General features: G+C 71.6%; 20 protein-coding genes. 7 read left to right on the forward strand and 13 right to left on the reverse strand.

Going from position 1 to position 22,086, the window contains the following annotated elements; genetic code table 11:
• Positions 1–509, reverse strand: a 509-nt coding sequence (locus D8Y23_RS12860) for a 4-hydroxy-tetrahydrodipicolinate reductase (protein ID WP_275087511.1), incomplete at its 3' end; no start/stop codon positions are given.
• Between the two features lie 83 nt (positions 510–592).
• Between D8Y23_RS12860 and D8Y23_RS12865 the strand changes: the two genes are divergently transcribed.
• Complete coding sequence (locus D8Y23_RS12865) at positions 593–1,063, forward strand: GNAT family N-acetyltransferase (RefSeq protein WP_128218523.1); 471 nt, start codon at positions 593–595, stop codon at positions 1,061–1,063.
• 87 nt (positions 1,064–1,150) lie between these two features.
• Here the strand turns inward: D8Y23_RS12865 and D8Y23_RS12870 are convergent, their stop codons facing one another.
• The 3 genes from D8Y23_RS12870 to D8Y23_RS12880 all read right to left on the reverse strand — a co-directional run bounded on the left by D8Y23_RS12870 (position 1,151) and on the right by D8Y23_RS12880 (position 5,368).
• Positions 1,151–1,753 carry a histidine phosphatase family protein gene (locus tag D8Y23_RS12870; RefSeq protein WP_128218524.1) on the reverse strand — a complete coding sequence of 201 codons (603 nt, stop codon included), beginning with the start codon at positions 1,751–1,753 and terminating at the stop codon, positions 1,151–1,153.
• Positions 1,754–1,832: 79 nt separating this feature from the next.
• A complete protein-coding gene (locus D8Y23_RS12875; RefSeq protein ID WP_128218525.1) occupies positions 1,833–2,858 on the reverse strand; it encodes an aldo/keto reductase in 1,026 nt (341 codons plus the stop codon).
• A gap of 212 nt (positions 2,859–3,070) precedes the next feature.
• Entirely contained in the window at positions 3,071–5,368 is a 2,298-nt protein-coding gene (locus D8Y23_RS12880) for a polyribonucleotide nucleotidyltransferase (protein ID WP_128218526.1), read from the reverse strand.
• 304 nt (positions 5,369–5,672) lie between these two features.
• On the opposite strand from D8Y23_RS12880, the gene D8Y23_RS17145 reads away from it, so the two are divergent.
• Complete coding sequence (locus D8Y23_RS17145; protein WP_240663896.1) at positions 5,673–7,079, forward strand: hypothetical protein; 1,407 nt, start codon at positions 5,673–5,675, stop codon at positions 7,077–7,079.
• Between the two features lie 92 nt (positions 7,080–7,171).
• On the opposite strand, the gene D8Y23_RS12890 is transcribed toward D8Y23_RS17145, so the two are convergent.
• Positions 7,172–9,136, reverse strand: coding sequence for a glycosyltransferase (locus tag D8Y23_RS12890; protein ID WP_128218527.1), 1,965 nt, complete (start codon positions 9,134–9,136; stop codon positions 7,172–7,174).
• Between the two features lie 133 nt (positions 9,137–9,269).
• Between D8Y23_RS12890 and D8Y23_RS12895 the strand changes: the two genes are divergently transcribed.
• On the forward strand, positions 9,270–9,887 hold the full coding sequence (locus D8Y23_RS12895) for a DedA family protein (RefSeq protein ID WP_240663897.1): 618 nt from the start codon (positions 9,270–9,272) through the stop codon (positions 9,885–9,887).
• A gap of 18 nt (positions 9,888–9,905) precedes the next feature.
• Here D8Y23_RS12895 and D8Y23_RS12900 read toward each other — a convergent pair whose 3' ends face one another.
• Positions 9,906–10,667 (reverse strand): fructosamine kinase family protein, encoded by a 762-nt coding sequence (locus D8Y23_RS12900; protein ID WP_128218529.1) that lies wholly within the window; start codon positions 10,665–10,667, stop codon positions 9,906–9,908.
• Positions 10,668–10,713: 46 nt separating this feature from the next.
• On the opposite strand from D8Y23_RS12900, the gene D8Y23_RS12905 reads away from it, so the two are divergent.
• A complete protein-coding gene (locus D8Y23_RS12905; RefSeq protein ID WP_128218530.1) occupies positions 10,714–11,496 on the forward strand; it encodes a DNA/RNA non-specific endonuclease in 783 nt (260 codons plus the stop codon).
• A gap of 16 nt (positions 11,497–11,512) precedes the next feature.
• On the opposite strand, the gene D8Y23_RS12910 is transcribed toward D8Y23_RS12905, so the two are convergent.
• From D8Y23_RS12910 to efeU, 6 genes are all read right to left on the reverse strand, one after another.
• Complete coding sequence (locus D8Y23_RS12910) at positions 11,513–12,115, reverse strand: class I SAM-dependent methyltransferase (protein ID WP_128218531.1); 603 nt, start codon at positions 12,113–12,115, stop codon at positions 11,513–11,515.
• Positions 12,116–12,267: 152 nt separating this feature from the next.
• Positions 12,268–12,912, reverse strand: a complete 645-nt coding sequence (locus D8Y23_RS12915; protein ID WP_128218532.1) for a CE1759 family FMN reductase — start codon at positions 12,910–12,912, stop codon at positions 12,268–12,270.
• Position 12,913: 1 nt separating this feature from the next.
• The gene (locus D8Y23_RS12920; protein WP_128218538.1) at positions 12,914–14,119 is read right to left on the reverse strand and encodes an LLM class flavin-dependent oxidoreductase; all 1,206 of its coding nucleotides are present in this window, start codon (positions 14,117–14,119) and stop codon (positions 12,914–12,916) included.
• 104 nt (positions 14,120–14,223) lie between these two features.
• Positions 14,224–15,450, reverse strand: coding sequence for an iron uptake transporter deferrochelatase/peroxidase subunit (efeB, locus tag D8Y23_RS12925; RefSeq protein WP_128218539.1), 1,227 nt, complete (start codon positions 15,448–15,450; stop codon positions 14,224–14,226).
• Positions 15,451–15,506: 56 nt separating this feature from the next.
• Positions 15,507–16,736 carry an iron uptake system protein EfeO gene (efeO, locus tag D8Y23_RS12930; RefSeq protein ID WP_128218533.1) on the reverse strand — a complete coding sequence of 410 codons (1,230 nt, stop codon included), beginning with the start codon at positions 16,734–16,736 and terminating at the stop codon, positions 15,507–15,509.
• Positions 16,733–17,704 carry an iron uptake transporter permease EfeU gene (efeU, locus tag D8Y23_RS12935; protein WP_128218534.1) on the reverse strand — a complete coding sequence of 324 codons (972 nt, stop codon included), beginning with the start codon at positions 17,702–17,704 and terminating at the stop codon, positions 16,733–16,735. Before efeU ends, efeO begins: the two co-directional genes overlap by 4 nt.
• Positions 17,705–17,930: 226 nt before the next feature.
• Between efeU and D8Y23_RS12940 the strand changes: the two genes are divergently transcribed.
• The gene (locus D8Y23_RS12940; RefSeq protein ID WP_128218535.1) at positions 17,931–19,007 is read left to right on the forward strand and encodes an isopenicillin N synthase family dioxygenase; all 1,077 of its coding nucleotides are present in this window, start codon (positions 17,931–17,933) and stop codon (positions 19,005–19,007) included.
• A 219-nt stretch (positions 19,008–19,226) separates the two neighbouring features.
• Here the strand turns inward: D8Y23_RS12940 and rpsO are convergent, their stop codons facing one another.
• Positions 19,227–19,496: a 30S ribosomal protein S15 gene (gene rpsO, locus D8Y23_RS12945; protein WP_013583433.1), complete on the reverse strand. Its 270-nt coding sequence runs from the start codon at positions 19,494–19,496 to the stop codon at positions 19,227–19,229.
• Between the two features lie 241 nt (positions 19,497–19,737).
• Between rpsO and D8Y23_RS12950 the strand changes: the two genes are divergently transcribed.
• The gene (locus D8Y23_RS12950) at positions 19,738–21,039 is read left to right on the forward strand and encodes an MFS transporter (RefSeq protein ID WP_128218536.1); all 1,302 of its coding nucleotides are present in this window, start codon (positions 19,738–19,740) and stop codon (positions 21,037–21,039) included.
• Between the two features lie 78 nt (positions 21,040–21,117).
• Complete coding sequence (locus tag D8Y23_RS12955; protein WP_128218537.1) at positions 21,118–22,035, forward strand: DMT family transporter; 918 nt, start codon at positions 21,118–21,120, stop codon at positions 22,033–22,035.
• The last annotated feature ends 51 nt before the right edge of the window (positions 22,036–22,086 follow it).

The raw sequence follows: 22,086 nt of genomic DNA on the forward strand, positions 1-22,086 counted from the left end.
CGCGCGCGCTGGTCCACGTGGGGCGACTGCACGGGTCCGACCTTCTCGCGGGCAGCGGCGATGAGTTCGGCCGTCCGGACCGCGGTGCCGCTCGGCGAGTCCACCTTGGTCTCGCGGTGGGCCTCGACGATCTCGATCGAGGGGAAGAACGGGGCCGCCGCGGCCGCGAGGGCGCTGCCGACCACGGATCCGAGCGAGAAGTTGGGGATGAAGACGGCTCCGGTGCCCGCGGCATCCACGAGGGGGCGCACCAGGGCGATGCGTTCGTTCGACCAGCCCGACGTTCCGACCAGGACGTTGATGCCGCGTTCGATGGCCGCACGCACCACATCGATCGACACCGCCGGCGTCGACGCGTCGATGACGAGGTCGGCGCCGTCGAGTTCGGCGAGGTCGGAACCCGACCCGAGCACCGACGAAACCTCGTACCCGTCTTCGCCCTCGACGACCTCGCGGATGACTCCGCCGAGCTTGCCGGTTCCGCCCACGATGGCAACGCGTGTGGTCATGCTGCCAGCCTAGGCGGCGGAGCGACTCGCGGGCGGGGGCCCGCCCGGAACGCGCCGGTTCCGCCCTCGCCTAGCATCGAAGCGTGGTCTCGATTCGCATCTCCCCCGTCGACGCCCCCGACGCGCACGCGCTCCTCGAAGAGTACTTCGCGCTACGCGCCTCGATCTTCCCCGGCGGCGGGTACCGCACGGTGCTCCCCTCCCCGGCGACGTTCGTCGAACCGGCCGGCGTCTTCGTCGTCCTGGACGACGACGAGGGTCGCCCCTCCGGGTGCGGCGGCATCCGTCGAATCGACGATGGTCCGCTCGGTCCCCGCGACGAGGTCAAGCACCTGTTCGTCCGGGATACCGGACGGGGGCGCGGGTGGGGCCGCCTGATCCTCGACGATCTCGAGCGCCGTGCTCGCGACCGGGGCGCCGCCGAGCTCGTCCTCGACACCCACCACACGCTCGACGCCGCCGGGGGCCTGTACGCCCGCTCGGGGTTCACGGCGATCCCGGCCTACAACGACAACGCGAACGCGACGAGGTGGTACGGGAAAGTTCTCGCCTGACACGGAAGGTCGCGGATCCGCCCGACCCTCGCACAACGCGGGCCGAACCCGGCGACCCCCACGGAATACGGCGAACTCCGCGCGTGCTCAGACCGGGAGCGGGTCGACCAGCCCGGTGCGCAGCTCCACCGGCAGGTGCGCCAGGTCGTTGTGCGACAGCACCGCCCACGGACGACCCTTTTTCTGGGCGATGACCGTCAGGCCGCAGAAGGCCTGGTTGATCGTCATCCAACGCCAGTCCGGGGCCTGCAGGACTTCGCGGACGAACCAGGCGATCACGAAGTTGTGCGTGATCAGAAGCTCGTGCACCTCGCCCGTCTTGCGCGCCAGGAACTCTGCGGTCGCGTCGGCCATCTGCGCGCGGCCGGCGTCGATCTCGGCCTCGGTCACAGAACCGAAGAACGGCTCGTACGCCGCCGGCGTCTCGGGGGTCATACCCGTCGGGACACAGTCGAAGAGCAGAGCGGATGCCTCGGGCGACACCGACGGCAAGCGTTCGGCGACGGCGCGGGCGGTCTGCGCGGCACGCTCGAGGGGCGAATGCCAGACGGCGTCGAGGGGCAGCCCGGACAGTCGGTCGGCGAGCAACGCGGCTTGACGCTGACCCCGCGGGGACAGGGGTCCGTCGGTGAGTCCGTGCTCGGCATCCTGATGCTCGCCATGGCGCACCAGGTAGATGTAGTGCGTCACGTCAGCTCACCTCGTCGTCAGTGTGCGGGCCCCCCGCAGAACACCTCCAGCCTACGTCACACCCCCGACACGGGGCCGATCACTCGGCGGCGCGGGCGACCTCGGACAGGTGAGCGCGGCTGAGCCGCACGCCCACCCCACGCATGCACTCGACGACGTGGCGGGGTGCGAACGCATTGACGATGGGAGCCGTCACCACCTTCTGCGCCAGCAGCCACGCCACGGCGACCGCGGCATCGGGGATCCCGAGCTCGACCCCGATCGCGTCGAGCGCGCGCAGCACCCGCGAGCCGCGGCGGTTGAGGTGAGCCGCGAGCTGCGATCCGCGGACGGAGCTGGTCTGCTGGCCGCGGGTACGCGTCTCGCCGGCGAGGAAGCCGTGGGCGAGCGGATGCGACGGGGTCACCGCGATGCCCTGCGCCGAGGCGATGAGCCGCAGATCGCCGTCGAACTCGTCGCGCCGCAGCACGTTGTAGGGGACGTCCAGCACGGTCACGCGGGGGTAACCGGCCGACGACAGGATGCGGGCCTCGACGAGCTGCGAGGCGGAGTATCCGTACGCGCCGATCGCACGCACCTTGCCGCTCTCGACGAGCCATTCGCAGGTGGCGAGCGTGTCCTCGAGGACCGCGCTGTCACCGCGGGCGGCATCCAAGGACAGCACGTCGATCCGGTCGGTGCCGAGCCTGCTCAACGACGCCTCGACGGCCCGCACGAGGTTCACCGCGCCCAGACCCGGATTGTCGGGATGCCGGCCGACACGCACGGTGAGAACGGTGTCGTCGCGCGTCCCGCGCGATCGCATCCAGGCGCCGATGATGTGCTCACTGCGCCCGGCCGCATAGCTGTCGGCGGTGTGGATCGCATTGCCGCCGAGCTCGACGTACGTGTCGAGGATCTCGTGGCTCGCCTGCGCGTCGACGTTCCAGCCGAACTCGCCCCCGCCGAGAAACAGAGGGAAGACGTCGAAGCCCGTCTCGCCGAGCGGAACGCGCACGTGCGACCCGAGGCCCGGACCTTGCAGGGTGACCGGGGCCGAGGGGTGCGGCTGCCGACTCCGGCGCAGGGGCGGTTGGGCCGTCTCGTCGACGCCCGAGCCGCTCATGGGCCACCCCTCGGTGCGCCGGAGACCGGACACCGACGGCGCCCGCCTCGCCCCCGACGCGTAGTTCGAGGGTAGGGCCTCCCCGGACCGGCTCCGCCGTTTCACCCGGTCCGGCGATAAACATTGCGTAACGCTTGCGGTCGACCGCACTCCGTCCGCACACACCGATGCCCGCCCCGCGCAAGACGGGACGGGCATCCGGTGAAGGGGGATCAGCCCTCGGCGGGAGCCTCGGGGCCCTCGCTCGCGGCGGCCGAGCTCTGCGTGTCCGCGGGCTCGGGCGTCGTGGCGGCCTCGTCGAGCACGGGCTCGAGCGAGAGCTTGCCGCGGTCGTCGATCTTGGTGATGCGCACCAGGATCTTCCGGCCGACGGACAGCACGTCCTCGACGTTCTCGACGCGCTTGCCACCGGCGAGCTTGCGGACCTCGCTGACGTGCAGCAGTCCGTCCTTGCCGGGGAGCAGCGAGATGAACGCACCGAAGGTCGCGATCTTCACGACCGTTCCGAGGAACTGCTCGCCGACCTCGGGGTTGGTCGGGTTGGCGATCGCGTTGACCTGGGCCCGTGCGGCCTCGGCCGAAGGACCGTCCGTCGCGCCGATGTAGACGGTGCCGTCCTCCTCGATGGAGATGTCGGCGCCGGTCTCGTCCTGGATCGCGTTGATCGTCTTGCCCTTGGGGCCGATCAGCTCGCCGATCTTGTCGACGGGGATCTGCACGCTGATGACGCGCGGCGCGGTGGGCGCCATCTCGTCGGGCGCGTCGATCGCGGCGTTCAGGACGTTGAGGATCGTCAGACGAGCCTCCTTCGCCTGGGTCAGCGCCGCGGCCAGGACCGACGACGGGATGCCGTCGAGCTTGGTGTCGAGCTGGATCGCGGTGATGAACTCGCTCGTACCGGCCACCTTGAAGTCCATGTCACCCAGGGCGTCTTCGGCGCCCAGGATGTCGGTCAGCGCGGCGTAGCGCGTCTGGCCGTCGACCTCGTCGGTGACCAGGCCCATGGCGATACCGGCGACGGGGGCGCGCAGCGGCACACCCGCGTTCAGCAGCGACAGGGTCGAGGCGCACACGGACCCCATCGAGGTCGAGCCGTTGGAGCCCAGGGCCTCGGAGACCTGACGGATGGCGTACGGGAACTCCTCGCGGCCGGGGAGCACCGGCACGAGCGCGCGCTCGGCGAGGAAGCCGTGCCCGATCTCGCGACGCTTCGGGCTGCCCACGCGACCGGTCTCACCGGTCGAGTACGGCGGGAAGTTGTAGTGGTGCAGGTAGCGCTTGCTCGTGATGGGCGACAGCGAGTCGATCTGCTGCTCCATCTTGAGCATGTTCAGCGTGGTCACACCCAGGATCTGGGTCTCGCCGCGCTGGAAGATCGCCGAGCCGTGGACGCGCGGGATGACCTGCACCTCGGCGTCGAGCGGACGGATGTCGGCCAGGCCGCGTCCGTCCATACGCACACCCTCGGCGAGGATGCGACCGCGAACGATCGTCTTCGTCACCGACTTGTACGCCGCGTTAAACTCGAGCGTCGCGACGGCCGGGAGCTCCCCCGACTCGACGGCGGCGAGCAGCTGCTCCTTGACCGAGGACTTGACCTCGTCGTCGGCGTTCTGACGCTCCTGCTTGTCGGCGATCTGATAGACCGGCACGAGGCGGTCGTACGCACGACCGGCGACGAAGTCGTAGGTCTCCTGGCTGTACGCCGGGAAGACGGGGAACGACTGGATCTCCTTGGCCGCGGTGCGGGCGACCTGGTTCTGCGCGTCGACCAGCTGACGCAGGAACGGCTTGGCGGCCTCGAGGCCCTCGGCCACGACCTGCTCGTTCGGCTTGGTGGCGCCGCCCTTGATGAGGTTCCAGCTGCCCTCGGTCGCCTCGGCCTCCACCATCATGATGGCGACGTCGCCGTCGTCGAGCACGCGGCCCGCGACGATCAGATCGAAGACGGCATCCTCGAGCTGGGTGACGGTCGGGAACGCGACCCACTGGTCGGCGTGCTCGCCGTGGCCGGGGACGAGCGCGAGACGGACACCCGCGATGGGGCCCGAGAAGGGCAGACCCGAGATCTGGGTCGACAGCGACGCGGCGTTGATCGCGAGGGCGTCGTAGAACTCACCGGGGGCGATCGAGAGCACGGTCACGACGATCTGCACCTCGTTGCGGAGGCCGTCGACGAACGACGGGCGCAGCGGGCGGTCGATGAGGCGGCACACGAGGATGGCCTCGGTCGAGGGGCGACCCTCGCGACGGAAGAACGAGCCGGGGATCTTGCCCGCGGCGTACGAGCGCTCTTCCACGTCGACGGTCAGCGGGAAGAAGTCGAAGCCTTCACGCGGGTGCTTGCCGGCGCTGGTGGCCGAGAGAAGCATGGTCTCTTCGTCGAGGTACGCGGCGACCGCGCCCTGCGCCTGCTGCGCAAGACGACCGGTTTCGAAGCGAACCGTGCGAGTACCGAAACGGCCGTTGTCGAGAACGGCCTCAGCGGCGGTGATTTCCGGACCTTCCAAGAGGTCCCTCCTTCTTTGTTTAGGCTCGCCGCCCCGTGTGGGCGACGAGCTGACATGCGAAGGAGCAGGAACAGGCAGAAAGGGCGCGCCGACTGGTCGGCACGGGAATCCCGGCGACTGGCCACCAGTAGACGACCACCCGGCATCGTGACGGGGAGTCCACCACAGGGGACCAGCGTCTGCCGGCCTGCTCCGTGAGCTCATGTGTAATTGAGCGGATGCCATGGCGGCACCCTCTGTGAGCCTAGCAGGGACCCGCAATCTCCCGGTGGTTCGGCGCGGGCCCGTGCCGTACCCTCGCCTCATGGGTCCCAGACGTCACACGCGTCACAGGCGTCTCGTGTGCGTACTCGTCTGCGCGACCCTCGTCGCCGTCTCGGCGGCCCCCGCGGCCGCGGCGCCGCTGATGGCCGCGTCCGGCCGTGTCGCGGCGATCGGGGACGATGACCCCGCTGTTCGCGAGGTGCAGAGCAGCCTGGATGCCGCCGAGGCTGCGGCCGCGGCCGCCTCGCGACGCGCGCTCGACACGTCCGCGACTGCCGAGCGCACGCGGCTGACGGCCGAGGCCACGGCCGCCCGTGCGGAGACGCTCGCGGCGCAGAGCGCCGAAGCCGACGCGGCGCTGGCTGCGGCGAGCACACGCGCCGGCACCAGCGCCGCGAGAATGTACCGCACGACCTCGGGCGGCCCCCTCGTGGCCCGTCTGCTGACCTCGGCCGACCCTGATTCGCTGCTGGACCGTCTCGGCATCCTGGATCGGGTGACGGCGATGGCCGCGCGGACCGCCGGAGACGCGCGCAGCACCGCGGACGTCGCCGAGTCCCTCCGCGCGCAGGCCGAGGCGGTGCGCACGGAGGCCGCGCGCCTCGCGAGCGAGGCGGCCACCACCGCGGCCGAGGCGAAGACGCAGGCGGATGCCGAGGCGGACACCGTCGCCGCCACTCAAGCCCAGCTCGACGACCTGTTCGCCCGGCTCGCCGCCCTGCGCGAGACGACGGTCGCCCAGGAACGCGCGGCGCGGCTGGCGCAGCAGACCGCGGCCCAGGCCGCCCAGCCGGGCGGAGCCGCCGGCGGAGGATCATCCTCGGGCTCGGGATCCGGCGCTGTCGGGGGCGGCGCACCGGGTGGCGGGTCGGGTTCGGCGGGCGGCTCCGGCGGATCGGGTTCCGGCGGATCGGGCTCGGGCGGCGGATCGAGTTCCGGCGGATCGGGCTCGGGCGGCGGCTCGAGTCCCGGTGGCGGGTCGAGTTCCGGTAGCGGCTCAGGCTCCGGCGGCGGGTCGAGCTCCGGTGGCGAGTCGAGCTCCGGTGGCGGGTCGGGCGTCGGCGGCGGGTCGGGCGTCGGCGGCGGGTCAGGCTCCGGCGGCGGCTCGGGGGGCACCACGGCGCCCGCGGGGCCCACGATGAGCCCCGGCCAGGCGCGCGACCACGCACGCGGGGCGATCGGCGCCTACGGCTGGGGAGACGACCAGTTCTCGTGCCTGGTGTCGCTGTGGAACCGGGAATCCGGTTGGCGCGCCGACGCCCTCAATCCGTGGAGCGGTGCCTACGGCATCCCTCAGGCTCTTCCCGGGGAGAAGATGGCCGCGGCCGGTCCCGATTGGCGGACGAACGCCGCGACGCAGATCGCGTGGGGCCTGTCGTACATCCGCTCCCGCTACGGCTCGCCGTGCGGGGCGTGGGCGCACTCCGAGGCGACCGGCTGGTACTGAGCGCCGCCCAACGCACACGATCCGTGCGAGCGCACACGATCCGTGCGGCCGGAGCGTGAGCGCTCGACCGGATCGTGTGCGCTCGACAGCGGTCAGGACGACGCACGCTCGCGCTGGCGATCGCCGCGGGTGGGCAGTTCGACGTAGCCCTCGTGCTTGGGCAGGATGCCGTCGCCCGCGGTGCGCCCGCGCACGCGGCGCCACACCCAAGGGAGCGCGTCGCGCGTGAGCCAGCCGCCCTGCGGCACGTCGTCGTCGGCGTGCAGCGCTTCGTCGAGGCCGGACAGTTCCCCGGCGTCGGGCACGCCCAGCGCCTCCGCGGCGCGGTACGCCACGAGCCGGTGCCCCCGTGAGCGCAGGTGCACCAGATCGTCGGCCCAGAGCGGCAGGTCGCCGATCTCGGCCACGGCCTCGAGGTCGAGCAGGATCGCGCCGTGGGTGCGGGCGATGCGACGCAGCTCGACGTTGTAGGCGGCGAAACGGCGGGCGAAGATCCGCGCCGCGGCCCGGCGCGGGAGGAACGTCGTCACCAGCAGAACGTCCGCTCCCGTGCGCCGCACCGCGCGGACGGCGGATTCGACTTCGGCGATGAGCGCGGGAATCACGGGCGCCGGGCCGACGAGATCGTTCGCGCCGATGAGGATCGAGACGAGGTCGGGCTGCAGCGCGAGGGCCGCGGGGATCTGCTCGTCGATGAGGTGGCGCACACGGCGGCTGCGCACCGCGAGGTTCGCGTAGCGGAACGGCCCGTCGTCGCTCGTGTGGGCCAGCAGCTCGGCGAGGCGGTCCGCCCATCCGCGGAACTGCCCCGACGGCATGCGCGACGCGTCGCACAGCCCCTCGGTCAGGGAGTCGCCGAGCGCGACGTACCGCGTCCAGCGGCCGCGCGTGCGGGGCGCGGGCACTTCGGGCCGCTCCCCCCCGCGCACGAGCATGCCTTCGTCCATCGCCCGCAGCGCCGCCGCCTCGCGATAGTGCCCGACGAGGTCGCGCGTCAGCGCCTCCCACGTGCGTCCCGCGACGGCATCCCGAGCCGCGCGGGCGAACGCCTGCCGCTTGGACTCGTCGCCGACGAGGTCGGAGACGCGAGCGCGGAGATCCTCGAGATCGCCCGGCTTGTACAGCCAGCCGTCGACGCTGGAGCGCACGAGGTCGAGCGGACCGCCGACGCCGGTCGCGACGACGGGCACACCGCTGGCGAGCGCTTCCTGGATCGTCTGCCCGAACGTCTCGCTCTCGCCGGGGTGGACGAAGACATCGAATCCCGCCATCGTGCTCGCCAGCGCCGCACCCGACAGGTGCCCCGTGAACACGGCATCCGGGATCGCCCTCTCCAGAGCCGCGCGCGAGGGACCATCGCCCACGATGACCAACCGGGTGTCGGGCAGGTCGGCGAGCGCGCGCAGGTCGTCGACCTGCTTCTCGGGGGCGAGTCGGCCGACGTAGCCGATGATGCGTTCGCCGTGGGCAGCAACGGAGGCGCGCCACGCCTCGTCACGGTGCTCGGGTGCGAAGCGGACGGCATCCACTCCCCGTCCCCACCGGCGGATGCGGTCGACGCCGAGCTCTTCGAGCTGACGCGTCGAGGCGGACGACGGCGCGAGCGTGAGCGTCGCGCGGCGATGCAGTCGCGTCACGTGGCCGGCGACGAGCGCGGTGGCGTGCGGCAGGCCATACTTCTGCGCATACGCGATGACGTCGGTCTGGTACACCGCGACCGAGGGGATCTTGAGCGCCTCAGCGGCCGCGAGCCCCTGCCAGCCGAGAACGAAGGGGGATGCCAGGTGCACGACGTCCGGATCGAACTCCCGGAGGAGCGAACCGAGGCGTGCCGCGCGGGCGAACACCACGCGGACCTCGGGGTAGGACGGCAACGGGACGGAGCGCAGCAGCTCGGCGCGGGCGCCGTGCAGATCGGCGGTGACGTCTCCGGATTTGGGGGCGATCACGAGGGTCTCGTGGCCCGCCTCCGCCAGATGGCGCAGGACATGGAGAACGGACCCGGTGACCCCGTTCATGTGCGGGAGGAAGGACTCGGCCAGCAGCGCGACTCTCACGCATCCAGCGTGGAACCCCCGCGGGGCTCTGGGCGCGCATACCGGCCCGACGTTCGCGATGTTCACCGGATGCTCCGCGCCTCGTCACCGGCACGTGGGCGGCGCGTCTCGATCCGCGGCGGAGAGTGACCGGGTGGACGGGATCGACGCGTGGCTCGGAGTGATCGCGGCGAGCCCGTGGGCGCTGCCGGCGATGGCCGCGCTCGTGTTCGCCGACGCGTTCCTCGTGGTCATCCCGGGTGAGGCGGCCGTCACGGCCTTCGGTGCGCTCGCCGTCGCCCACGGCACTCCTCCCCTCTTCGCCGTCATCCTCGTCGCGGGGGCAGCCGCGTTCTGCGGCGACCTGTGCTGCTACCTCGTCGGCCGCGCCGTCGGCGTCGAACGGTGGGCGTGGATGCGAGGGCCCCGCGTCACCGCGGCACTCGAGTGGGCGCGGGCGCGTCTGGAACGCAACGCCGCCGTCGTGCTCTTCACCGCGAGGTTCGTGCCGTTCGCGCGGCTCGCGGTGAATCTGGCGGCGGGGGCAGCACGGGTGAACCCCGCCCGCTACCTCGGCATCGCGGCGATCGCCGCGCTGGCGTGGGCGGCGTACCAGGCCGTCATCGGCGCCGTGGTCGCCGCCCTCGTCCCGGGCGGCCCGGTGGTGGCGGTGGTCGTGTCGATCGTGGTGGCCGTGGGGATCGGGGTGGGCATCGACCTCGTGCTGGCGCGGCGCGCCCGGCGCCGGGCCGGACGGGACGTGTCGGCCTAGCGGAGCGGGGACGCCCGCTCAGCCGAGCGCGAGCGTCCGTTCCGCGGCATCCACGAGCTCGTCGCCGTACGCGGGTCCGTGTCCCGCCGCGTGCACCGCGAGCGGGTGCAACTGGTGCAGCGGCACGCGCTCGCGCCAACCGGGGCGGAGGGGATGCCGCCGGTCGTAGGCCGCGATGACGTGGTCGAGGAACGGGCAGCCGAACAGCGCGAGCATCGCCAGGTCGGTCTCGCGGTGGCCGCCGTGGGCGGCGGGATCGATGAGCACGACGCCTGCGGCCGACCACAGCACGTTCCCGGACCACAGGTCGCCGTGCAGGCGCGCGGGGGCGTCCGTGTCGTCGAAGGCTCCGGTGGCGATCAGCGCGCATGCCCGTCGGACGACGCCTGCTCCGGATGCCGTGAGGTTCCCAGCCGCGACGGCGGGGGCGAGGAACGGCTCGACGCGCTGGGCCGCGTAGAACGCGCCCCACGTCGGCTCGGGATGCGCCGGCTGCGTCCGCCGTCCGATGAAGATGTCGCCCGTCCATCCCGGCGGCGGAGCGCCGAAGGCCGGGGCACCGGCGTCGTGGGTCGCGGCGAGCGCGGCGCCGAACTCCTCGGCGGCGGCCGGGGTAGGGCGCACGGTCTCCACCCGCTCGAGGACGATGCGCCTCGGTGCGGTCTCGAGCACCTGGACGGTCCGAGCTCCGCCCGCGGCAGCCAGCCACGCGAGTCCCGCGGCCTCCGCCGCGAAGAACCCCGCGGGGGCGTCGTCCCGGGTCTTCACCAGCCGTTCCATCGTCCCAGTCTGTCGCGATGTCGGAGGGCCCGGGCACGATGGAACGATGAGCGACGGCTTCGACCCCGAGTTCCTCGGCATCCCCCTGCCCCTTCCCTCCCCCGCCGTTGAGACGGTACGGCTCGACTACCCCCGGTTCTCCGTGCTGCTCGACCCCGTGCGGCGCTTCGCGGCGGTGACGGGCGTCGTCATCGATGGAGCGACCCTCCTCGACCTGCCGAGGCAGGGCGACTGGCGGCTCGATCCGCGCGCCCCAGCGTCGGCGCAGGCCGGTCCCGAGATCTACAGCCGCAACGACCTCGATCGCGGCCACCTCGTGCGCCGTCGCGATCCCGGGTGGGGCAGCGCATCCGATGCTCGGGATGCCACGGCCGCCACGTTCTTCTACACGAATGCCGCGCCGCAGGCCGCCGGCTTCAACCAGTCGAAAGAGCTGTGGCTCGGGCTGGAGGACCACGTGCTCGCCTACGCCGAGAGCACCGACCAGCGGATCGCGGTCTTCACCGCGCCGGTGCTGGGCGAGGCCGATCCGCCGTACCGCGGCATCCGCGTTCCTCTGCGCTTCTGGAAGATCGCGGCGTGGCGTTCGGTCTCCGGTCTCGCTGCTGCCGGCTTCGTGCTCGACCAGAGCGCGTTGGTCGACACCCGGCAGGGGCTGCGGGTTCCGCCCCTCAGCGCGTTCCGGACGTTCCAGGCTCCCATCGGCGACATCGCCGCGGAGGCACGCATCGACGTGGGAGCACTGGCGGCAGCCGATGTCCTCGCGCGGCCGGGCGTTCGTCCGGCCGGCGTCCGCGAGCTGCGGGACGCCGGCGACATCGTGCTCTGAACCCGGCGGTCTCGCCTCAGCGCACGCGCACGGCGTGCAGCAGCGTGTCGATCGCGGCGTGCGTGTGGCCGTCGCGCAGCTCGGCGTCGGCGGTGCCGCGGATCACGCGCTCGCACCGCTCGAGGCGGAACCGGTCGTCGAGGGCGCCCCGGAGCATCGCGGGCGTGTAGAGGATCGCCGGATTCTGCGGCCCGTGTCCTCCGGCGGCGATGTTCTCGACATCGTGTCCGAGGACGACGAGCGTGCCCCCGACCGCGACCCACCCGGCGAGGCGGGTGATCGCGGCGGCGTTGTCGTCGAGGTGCAGGTAGCACGACACCACGAGATCCGCGGATGCCGCGGGCTCCCAGGCGTGGACGTCGGCACGCTCCCACGCGACGGCGTCGCCGCCGGGACGGGCGGCCGCGATCGCGAGCGCCTCGGCCGAGAAGTCGACTCCCGTGACCGCCCACCCGCGGGCCGCGAGCCACCGGGCCGTGCGTCCGTCGCCCGTCGCGACATCGATGGCCGATGCCGGGGTCAACGGTTCGGCGATCTCCCGGACCACCGCCGGTGGCTCGTTCGCCCACACCCCTCCGGCCGAGGCCCGATAGCGCGCGTCCCACTGCTCGGCATCCATGCCCTCACCCTAGAGCCGCCCGCCCGACCTCATTGATCCGCACGGTATCCACGCGGATCCCCGCGATGGCGCTGAGCATGCGGGGATCGCTGAGCGGGTGCAGCACAGCACGAAGCCCCGCCGTCCGCGAGGACAACGGGGCTTGGAGCGGATCACTCGCCGGAGAGACCGCCGAGCAGGTGACCGAAGGACGTGCCGGCGCCGAGGTACGAGGCCGGGTCGTACGGGTCGGTGTCCCGCACGGGCTCGCGCGCGGCGATCGCGTCGGCGAACTCGCGCGCGGCGCGGTCGACGCGGGCGCCGAGAGGCGCGACCTCGTCGGCGTTCGACCCCCAGTCGCTGGATGCCGCGAACACGCCCGTGGGAACGGGGTTGGCGTGCAGGTAGGTGAACAGCGGCCGGATGGCGTAGTCGATCGCGAGCGAGTGGCGGGCCGTACCGGCGTTCGCGCCGATCAGTACGGGGGTGCCGGTCAGGGCCTGCGGGTCGAGCACGTCGATGAACGACTTGAACAGACCGGAGTAGCTCGTCGAGAAGATCGGCGTCACCGCGATGATGCCGTCGGCCGAGACCACGGTGTTGATCATCCGCTCGAGCGCGGGCGGGGCGAAGCCGGTCAGCAGGTTGTCGGTCAGCTCGTGCGCGTAGTCGCGCAGCTCGAAGACGTCGCTGGTGGCGTCTATTCCGCGCCCGCGGAGCTCGGCGAGCGCGGCGTGCGCCAGCCGGTCACCCAGCATGCGCGTCGAGGAGGGCGTCGACAGCCCCGCGGTCACGACCGCGATACGGCGGGCGGTCACGTCAGACCCCCACCTTCGTCGCGGCGGCACCGAAGGCGCTGCCGGCCTTCTTCGCGGCATCCTGGTACGGGCTTCCCGCGGTGAGGTTGTCACCGCGGTTCGCACCGGGAACGGCCTGGCGCGGTGCGGCGCCGGCGTAGATCTTCTCGACGAGGTTCGCGTGCGTCGGAGCGTCGGGCACCTCGGCCGGACGGTTCTTCTGCAGCTCCTTGCGCAGGACGGGGACGACCTCGCCGCCGAGGATGTCGAGCTGCTCGAGCACCGTCTTCGTCGGGAGACCGGCGTGGTCGATGAGGAACAGCTGACGCTGGTAGTCGCCGAACGTCTCGCGCATGGCGGCGTACCGGTCGATGATCTGCTGCGGCGAGCCCACGGTCAGCGGGGTCATCTCGCTGAAGTCCTCCAGGCTCGGGCCATGGCCGTAGACCGGGGCGTTGTCGAAGTACGGGCGGAACTCCTTGACCGCGTCCTGCGAGTTGGACCGCATGAAGACCTGCCCGCCGAGGCCGACGATCGCCTGCTGGGGCGTGCCGTGGCCGTAGTGGGCGAAGCGCTCGCGGTAAAGCGTGATGAGGCGCTGGTAGTGCTCCTTGGGCCAGAAGATGTTGTTCGCGAAGAAGCCGTTGCCGTAGTACGCGGCCTGCTCGGCGATCTCGGGCGTGCGGATCGAACCGTGCCACACGAACGGGGGCACACCGTCGAGGGGCCGGGGCGTCGAGGTGAAGCCCTGCAGGGGCGTCCGGAACTTCCCCTCCCAGTCGACGACGTCCTCGCGCCACAGCTTGTGGAGGAGGTCGTAGTTCTCGATGGTCAGCGGGAGGCCCTGTCGGATGTCCTTGCCGAACCAGGGGTACACGGGACCGGTGTTGCCGCGGCCGAGCATGAGGTCGGCACGCCCGCCGGACACGTGCTGCAGCATCGCGAAGTCCTCGGCGATCTTCACCGGGTCGTTCGTGGTGATGAGGGTCGTGGAGGTCGTGAGGATGAGCCGCTCGGTCTGGGCGGCGATGTACGCGAGCGTCGTGGTCGGCGACGACGACCAGAACGGCGGGTTGTGGTGCTCGCCGAGGGCGAAGACGTCCAGCCCCACCTCTTCGGTGTGCTTCGCGATCGTGAGCGTGTCCTTGATGCGCTGGGCTTCGCTCGGGGTCTTGCCGGTGGTCGGGTCCTGGGTGATGTCGCTCACCGTCATGACACCGAACTGCATCCCGGGCCAGTTGGTCGTCTCGTTCACGATGCCCCTCCTGTTTGTATGCATCTGAATATACATGTGCAAACGCAACGCCGCGAGATCTATTCCCGGCGCCCGCCTCAGCCGCCGAGCAGAACTGCCCCGATGGACTGCCCGGCCTTCGGAGCGGGCGGCACGGCCCACAGCCCCGACCCGACGTGCTTCAGGTACTCCCCCATGGCGTCGGTGGACAGAGACCGCTGCACGGTGATGTAACGCTCGGGGCTGCGCTGGAACGACAGGAAGAACAGGCCCGCGTTCAGGCGGCCGAGGTCGGTCGTGCCGTCGACGAAGTTGTACCCGCGGCGGAGGAGGCGGATGCCGCCGTTCGTGTCGGGGTGCGCGAGCCGGACGTGGCTGCGTGCGTCGATGCGGGGGGCGCCGGCCGCATCCGTCGCCGCGAAGTCGGGCGCCGCGAACTCATCCCCACCCGACAGCGGCGCGCCCTGTGCTTTGTCGCGACCCACCACGCGATCCTGCTCGGCCAGGCGGGTGCGGTCCCACGTCTCGATGAGCATCGCGATGCGGCGGGCGACGAGGTACGACCCGCCCGCGAGCCACGCCGGCCCCTCGGATGCCGGGACCCACACGTTCTCGTCCAGGGCGGCGGCATCGTCCGCGAGGATGTTGGCGGTGCCGTCCTTGAACCCGAAGAGGTTGCGCGGGGTCGACTGGTCGCTGGTGGTCTTCGACGTGCGACCGAATCCCAGCTGCGACCACCGGATCCGGGCGCGCCCGAACGCGATGCGGCTGAGATTGCGAATGGCGTGAACCGCCACCTGGGGGTCGTCAGCACACGCCTGGATGCAGAAGTCGCCGTCGGAGCGCTCGGGATCGAGGTCGTCGCCGAGGAATGCCGGGAGCCGCTCGAGTCCGTCCGGACGCTGCGAGGCGAGGCCGAAACGGTCGTCGAACAGCGACGGACCGAACCCGAACGTGAGGGTGAGGTTGCTCGCGGGCAGCCCCAGCGCCTCGCCGGTGTCGTCCGGCGGAGCCTCGGGCGATCCGCCCACGGCCCCGGTGGCGCTCACCTCGAGGCCCTGCGTCATCCGCGTCGCGGCGTACGTCCAGTCGGCGAGCAACGACGCGACGTCGTCGCGCGACGTGCGGACCATCATGTCGAACGCCGCGAAATGCAGGTGGTCCTGCACCGGGGTGGTGATGCCCGGCTGGTGGATGCCATCCCCCGCCGCCGCGGCATCCTGGATTCTCCGCTCACGCGCGCGCCCCAGGGCGACCCCGCCCGAGACTCCCCCACCCGCCCCGATCGCGAGGCCGGCGGCACCGGCGCCGACGGCGAGGCCCATGAGGCCCCGGCGGGACAGGCCGCCGGCACCGTGCTCGGTCTGCTCTTCCTCCACCGTCACTCCAGGACGGTCACGGTGAGCTGCGAGAGCGGCTCGGCGAGCGCGTTGATGAGGTCGGTGAGCTGGCGCTTGTCGTCCTCGGTGAGCTGCGAGTAGGCCACGAAACCGGCATCGGCGGAGCCATGGACGGCGAGCGCCGCCTCGAGGTCGGCGTAGCCGGCGTCGATGCGGGTCACGAGCGACGCCCCCTTGTCGCCCTTGGACTCGGCGAAGTCGCGCACCAGCGAGAACGCCATCTTCGACCCCTCGACGTTCGCGGCGAAGTCGTAGAGGTCGGTGCCCGACCACCAGTCCTCCTCCCCGCTGATCTTGCCCGTGGCCACCTCGTCGAGCAGCGCGATCGCGCCGTTGGAGATGCCGGCGACACCCTGATCGGTGAGCGCCTGCTCGAAGGCGTCGGAGTGGACGTAGTCGTACAGCTCCTGCGTGTCCGTGACGAGGGTGTCGCCGTAGGACGCGCGCTCGGCGGGAGTGGACGGCGCCCAGTCCTTCCAGGCCGGGGTCTCACCGTCGGCGTTGAGGGCGTCCTGCGCGGGAACCCATAGGTCTTTTTCGATCCGGTGGAAGCCCGTCCATGTCAGCCCCTCGGCGACGGCGTCGACCTCGCGATAGTCGATGCGCGGGTCGAGGTCGCCGAGCGCTTCGGCGATGGGTTCGATGCGCTCGTAGTAGGCCCGCACACGGGGGTACTGCTCCCGCGCCGTCGCGTCGTCGCCCGACGCGTATACCGACGTGAAGATCTGGACGGCCGGCAGCAGTTGTCCGACCTGGTCCTCGACGAAGGCGGCGTAGAGGTCGATCGCCTGCTGCTTCTGCTCCGCATCCTCTCCGTCGACGGCCACCGCGTCGCCGCTGACCGAGAACGCCGCGCGCCCCACACCCTCGCCGACCATGCCGGGCTTGCACAGCGTGAAGTAGTCGCCCGGCTGAGCGGTGACCGTGAGGCTCCGAGAGGCGCCCGGGGCGATGTTCTCGACCTCGCCGACGATGCGCAGCCCGTCCGAGGCGAGCAGGTAGAACTCGGTGACCTGGTCGCCGTCGTTCACCACGTCGAATGCGAGGGTGCCGCTCGTCGCGGTCGCCGCGGAAACCTCGCAGCCGTCCGCCGTCGAGGTGACGGTGAGGGCTCCCCCGGCGGCGGCGTCGGTCTTGGCGACGCAGCCCGAGAGGACGAGGACGGCCGCACCGGCCGCGGCCGTGGCCGCGAGGAGGCGAGTCGGGTTCATGATGCTCCGTTCGGGTGGGTGGCGGAGGCCGCCGCGGGAGCGGCATCCGGAGTCGGGGGTGCCGCGGCGGCCGCGGGCACGGGGCGGCGGTTCGCCCGCACCCCGCGGAGGAACAGGGGGACCACGATGGCGACGTAGGAGACCCAGGCGATGACCTGCAGCCACGTCATGGCGGGCATGAAGCCGACCGTGGCCTGCAGGAGCACCGCGATCGTGCTGTCGGGGGCCACGGTGCTCGACACGTCGAAGGCCCAGCCGAACGGGAACCCCGCCCAGCCGACGGCGGCGAGGCCCGTCGCGGGATCGACGGTCGCCGACGCACCGAACGGCCCCGGAAGAGCACCGCCCTCCTGGAGGTCGTGGATGGCGTACGCCAGGACACCCGCCGCGACGACGACGAGGAATCCGCCGGTCCAGGTGAAGAAGCGGCCGAGGTTGAGACGCAGCATGCCGCGCGCGATGAGCCAGCCCAGCAGCGCCGCGGTGAGGATTCCGACGAGAGCTCCGAGCAGCGCCGTGGGCCTGTTCCCGAACCCCTGGACCATGGACCACAGCAGCAGTGTCGTCTCCACGCCCTCGCGGGCGACCGAGACGAATCCGACGGCGACGAGCGCCCACACGCCGCCGCGAAGGGCGCGGTCGATGCCGCCTTCGAGCCCTTCTTTGAGCGAGCGCCCGGCGCGTTGCATCCAGAAGATCATCCAGGTCACCATCGCCACCGCGAGCAGCGAGAGACCGCCCCCGATGAGCTCCTGCGCCTCGAACGTGAGGGCGTACGCGCCGAAGGTGAAGACCGCGCCGATCGCCGCGGCCAGCGCGATGGCGAGGCCGACGCCGGCCCAGAGCCGGGGCAGCGCGTCTCGCCGGCCGAGCTTGGTGAGGTACGCGACCAGGATGCCGACGACGAGAGCGGCCTCGAGTCCCTCGCGCAGCCCGATGAGGAAAGGGGCGAAGAAGGAGGCGAGCACGGGCGGACCGACTTTCGGGATCTCGGAGGGATGCCGCGGCACTGCGGGTCGATAAGGGCAACCTTACCTGACTCAGAAACATTACGCAGGTCTCCGCCGCGCGCGCACCCCACCGATCGGCGGATCACCCCCGCCGATCGGTGGGGACAAACCGGTCCGGGCACACGCCGCGGTAACCCTCGGCAACATTCGCCGTCGCCTCGGCCGCCCGACTTAGCCTCGGTTCATGTCCGAGCTGAACCTGCCGATCCTCGACCTCTCGCTCCTCGACCAGGGACCGGAGGCCGCCGCCCGCTTCCGCGACGAGCTGCGCACCGCCACGCGCGATGTCGGCTTCTTCTACCTCACGGGCACCGGGATCAGCCCCGAACTCGAGGCGCGGCTCCTGCAGGCCGCGAAGGACTTCTTCGCCCTGCCGGAGGAGGAGAAGCTCGCGATCGAGAACGTCACCAGCCCCCACTTCCGCGGTTACACGCGGGTCGGTGGAGAGCTGACGCAGGGCCGCGTCGACTGGCGGGAGCAGATCGACATCGGCCCCGAGCGGGAGGCGATCGACGACCCCGACGGCCCCGGCTACAACCGCCTCGTCGGCCCGAACCTGTGGCCCGCCGCACAGCCCGAGCTCCGCGACGTCGTGACCGAGTGGCACGACCGCCTGACCGAGATCGCCCGAACGCTGCTCCGCGCGTGGGCGCTCTCCCTCGGCGCGGAGGAGGAGTACTTCGACCGCCACTTCGGCGACCCGCAGACCCTCATCAAGATCGTGCGATACCCCGGTAAGGACGACCCGACGCCCCAATCCCCACGACCCCTCCACGTCGCGCCAGGGCGCGACGCGGAGCCTCCGGCCGCGTGGGCCCAGGGTGTCGGCGCGCACAAGGACTCCGGCGTTCTGACGCTGCTGTGGGTCGAGCCCGGCAAGGGCGGGCTGCAGGTGCTCCGCGACGGCGAGTGGGTCGACGCTCCCCCGGTGCCCGGCGCGTTCGTCGTCAACATCGGCGAGCTGCTGGAGTACGCCACCCAGGGCTACCTCACGGCGACGAAGCACCGTGTCATCTCGCCGCGGTTCCCCGACGAGCGCATCTCGGTACCGTTCTTCTTCAACCCCGCGCTGGAAGCGGTGCTGCCGATCATCGACCTCCCCGCCGAGCTGGCGGCCGAGGCCCGCGGCGTCGAGGACGACCCGACGAACCCGATCCACGCCACCTACGGCGAGAACGCCCTCAAGTCGCGCCTGCGCGCCCACCCCGACGTCGCCGAGCGCTGGCATCCCGACCTCGTCGCCGCACGCGCGGCATCCTGAGCCTCCACCTCACCGATAAACGCCCTCCCTCCCCAGAAACGCTTTCACACAGCGTGTCTCGGGAGGTAGGGCGTTTATCGATGGATGCCATGGCCCGGCGCCCCCGCGCGTGCACCGCGCACGCGCACTCCGCCGCAACGTCGCCGGGAATGACGAAGGCCGCCCCACAGCGTGGGGCGGCCTTCCAAGAATGTTTTGCGCGATTGAACGCTGGTGCGATTAGCGACGCAGACCGAGACGCTCGATGAGCGAGCGGTAACGGTTGATGTCGACATCCTGCAGGTAACCCAGCAGGCGACGGCGCTGACCGACGAGCAGGAAGAGTCCACGGCGCGAGTGGTGGTCGTGCTTGTGGATCTTGAGGTGCTCGGTGAGGTCCTTGATGCGCTGCGTCATCATCGCGACCTGCACCTCGGGGGATCCGGTGTCACCGGGGTGCGTCGCGTACTCTTCGATGATCGCCTTCTTGACGTCTGCTTCCAGTGCCATAGGTGATCCCCTTTCTCTTCGTTGCGCGGCGCCCGACGCCTGATGCGAGGGCTCTCTTTATCCGCGGCCGATCGAACGGCAACCGCATGAGTCTACCAGCATCCGGATGCCAGCACCCACGCGCCCGGAGGACCGGCGCCGTAGGAGTGTCGTAGCCTCGACGGGTGCAGATCACCGTCCGCGTGACCCCCGGCGCCCGGCGTGGCCCCACCGTCCGGAGCGCGCGCGGCGAGGCCGGAGAGTGAGCCGCGGCAGCGCGCTGATCGATCTGCGCCCCCTCACCACGTCTCCGGCGTTCGCGCGTCTGTGGATCGGGTCGACCCTGTCGGGCATGGGCGGACAGCTCACGGTGGTCGCGGTGATGCTCCACGTCTTCGAGCTGACGCAGAGCACGTTCGCGGTGTCGATGATCGCCGTCGCCGGGCTCGTGCCGATGGTCCTCGCGGGGCTCTACGGCGGCATGCTCGCCGATGCCTTCGACCGGCGCACCGTGGCCCTGCTCGCCGCCTCCGTCACGTTCGTGTCCACCGCGCTCCTCGCGGCCCTGGCGTGGACGGGCCTGGAGGACGTGGCATCCCTGTTCGTCCTCAGCGTGGTCAACTCGGCGGCGAACTCGATCGTCATGGCAACCCGCTCGGCGATCACCCCGCGACTGCTCCCCCGCGACCTGCTGCCCGCCGCGGCCGCGCTGCAGGGGGTCACGGTCGGGATCATGGTGATGGCGGGTCCGGCCCTCGCGGGAGTGCTCGTCGCGGTCGCCGGCTACGCCTGGACCTACTCGCTCGACGTGCTGCTGATGACGTCGCTGTTCCTCGGCCTGTGGTCGCTGCCCAAGCTCCGCCCGGAGGGGCAGATCGTCCGGCCGGGGCTGGAATCGTTCCGCGACGGCGTCCGGTTCCTGCGTCGGGCTCCGAACATCCGCCTGCAGTATCTCCTGGACATCACCGCGATGACCTTCGGTCAGCCCCTGGCGCTCTTCCCGGCGATCGGTGCCGTTCTGCTCGGCGGCGGCGCGATCACGACGGGTGTGCTCACGGCCGCGGTGGCGGCGGGGGCGTTCCTGTCGAGCCTGTTCTCCGGCCCGGTCGGCCGCGTGCGCCGACACGGCCTCGGCATCGAGCGCGCGATCCAGGTCTACGGGCTGTCGATCGGGGCCTTCGGTCTCGTCCTGCTCGCCGCGAGCCTGGGCTGGCTGCGGCCCGCCAACACCGGCGAGGACTCCGCGGCCCTCGTCCTGATCGTGCTCGCGGCGATCACCCTGGCCGTCTCGGGCGCCGCCGACAACGTCAGCGCCATCTACCGCTCGACGATGATGCAGGCGGCGGTCCCGGATGCCATGCGCGGACGCCTCCAGGGCATCTTCATCGTCGTGGTGGCCGGGGGGCCGCGCGTCGGCGCCCTGTACGCCGGAACGCTCGCGACGTTCGCGGCGCTCTGGGTGCCTCCCCTCCTCGGTGGCATCCTGATCCTGGCGATCGTCGGGGTGCTGGTGCGCTTCTCGCCGCGGTTCCGGGAGTACGACGCGCTGAATCCCACGCCGTAGCGTCAACCACCGGCGGATTCCGGACGTCTCACCCGCGGGCCGAGGTGCGTGTCGCACCCCCGGCCTAGTGTCGGGGGCGTGGCATCCGCTCCTTCCCCCTCCCCCGTCGCGATCACGGTGCAGTTCGTCCTGACCGGCATCGTCTGGGGCTCGAGCTTCCTGTTCATCGCGGTAGCCCTCACCGGCATGGCTCCCGCTCAGGTCGCCGGCGGCCGGCTGCTGTTCGGCGCGCTCGCCCTCGCCGCTGTCGTCGCGCTGCGCCGGGAACGGATGCCGCGAAGCCTCCGCGTCTGGGCCCACCTCTGCGTGCTGAGCGTGACGTTCTGCGTCGTGCCGTTCCTGCTCTTCGCGTGGGCCGAGCAGCACGTCTCGTCGGGCCTCGCGAGCATCTTCAACGCGACCACCCCGATCATGACCGCCGTCATGGCGTGGGCGGTGTTCCGGGTGGAGCGGCTGCACACGGGCCAGCTGCTCGGAATCGGCGTGGGCATCGTCGGGGTCGTGGTGATCATCGCGCCCGGGGCGATCGCCGACGTCGGAGGCAGCACGGTGGCGCAGCTCGCGCTGCTCGGCGCGACCGCGTGCTACGGCTTCAGCCTCGCCTACATGCGCCGGTTCCTCGGGAACGCCGGGCTCTCGGGCATCGCGTTCGCGTTCGGGTACATCGGCCCGGCGGCCGTCCTCATGCTGCTGGCATCGCCGGTGATCCTCGCCGAGCCGATGCGTTTGACCCCGGCCGTCGTCGCGAGCATCGTCGCGCTCGGCGTCCTCGGGACGGGCCTGGCGTACGTGTGGAACCAGAACACCCTGCGCGCGTGGGGTCCGACCCGCGCCTCGACCGTGACGTACATCACCCCCGTCGTGGGCGTCGCGCTCGGCATCCTGGTGCTGGGCGAGCAGCTCACCTGGAACGAACCGGCCGGCGCGGCCGTGGTGTTCCTCGGCATCCTGCTCGTGCAGGAGCGCGTGCGCCTCGGTCGCCGCGCACGTGGCTGAGACACGCGCCGGAAACGACGGGGGTCCCGGATGCCATGGCATCCGGGACCC

The organism is Microbacterium enclense, assembly GCF_004022425.1.
Taxonomy (GTDB): Bacteria; Actinomycetota; Actinomycetes; order Actinomycetales; family Microbacteriaceae; genus Microbacterium; species Microbacterium enclense_A.

Excerpts from the sequence above, each read along its gene's own strand:
- D8Y23_RS12875 (WP_128218525.1), bottom strand. The coding sequence starts at position 2,858 with ATGAGCGGCTCGGGCGTCGACGAGACGGCCCAACCGCCCCTGCGCCGG.
- D8Y23_RS17145 (WP_240663896.1), top strand. The coding sequence starts at position 5,673 with ATGGGTCCCAGACGTCACACGCGTCACAGGCGTCTCGTGTGCGTACTC.
- D8Y23_RS12900 (WP_128218529.1), bottom strand. The coding sequence starts at position 10,667 with ATGGAACGGCTGGTGAAGACCCGGGACGACGCCCCCGCGGGGTTCTTC.
- D8Y23_RS12905 (WP_128218530.1), top strand. The coding sequence starts at position 10,714 with ATGAGCGACGGCTTCGACCCCGAGTTCCTCGGCATCCCCCTGCCCCTT.
- D8Y23_RS12910 (WP_128218531.1), bottom strand. The coding sequence starts at position 12,115 with ATGGATGCCGAGCAGTGGGACGCGCGCTATCGGGCCTCGGCCGGAGGG.
- D8Y23_RS12920 (WP_128218538.1), bottom strand. The coding sequence starts at position 14,119 with ATGCAGTTCGGTGTCATGACGGTGAGCGACATCACCCAGGACCCGACC.
- efeB (WP_128218539.1), bottom strand. The coding sequence starts at position 15,450 with ATGGGCCTCGCCGTCGGCGCCGGTGCCGCCGGCCTCGCGATCGGGGCG.
- efeO (WP_128218533.1), bottom strand. The coding sequence starts at position 16,736 with ATGAACCCGACTCGCCTCCTCGCGGCCACGGCCGCGGCCGGTGCGGCC.
- D8Y23_RS12940 (WP_128218535.1), top strand. The coding sequence starts at position 17,931 with ATGTCCGAGCTGAACCTGCCGATCCTCGACCTCTCGCTCCTCGACCAG.
- rpsO (WP_013583433.1), bottom strand. The coding sequence starts at position 19,496 with ATGGCACTGGAAGCAGACGTCAAGAAGGCGATCATCGAAGAGTACGCG.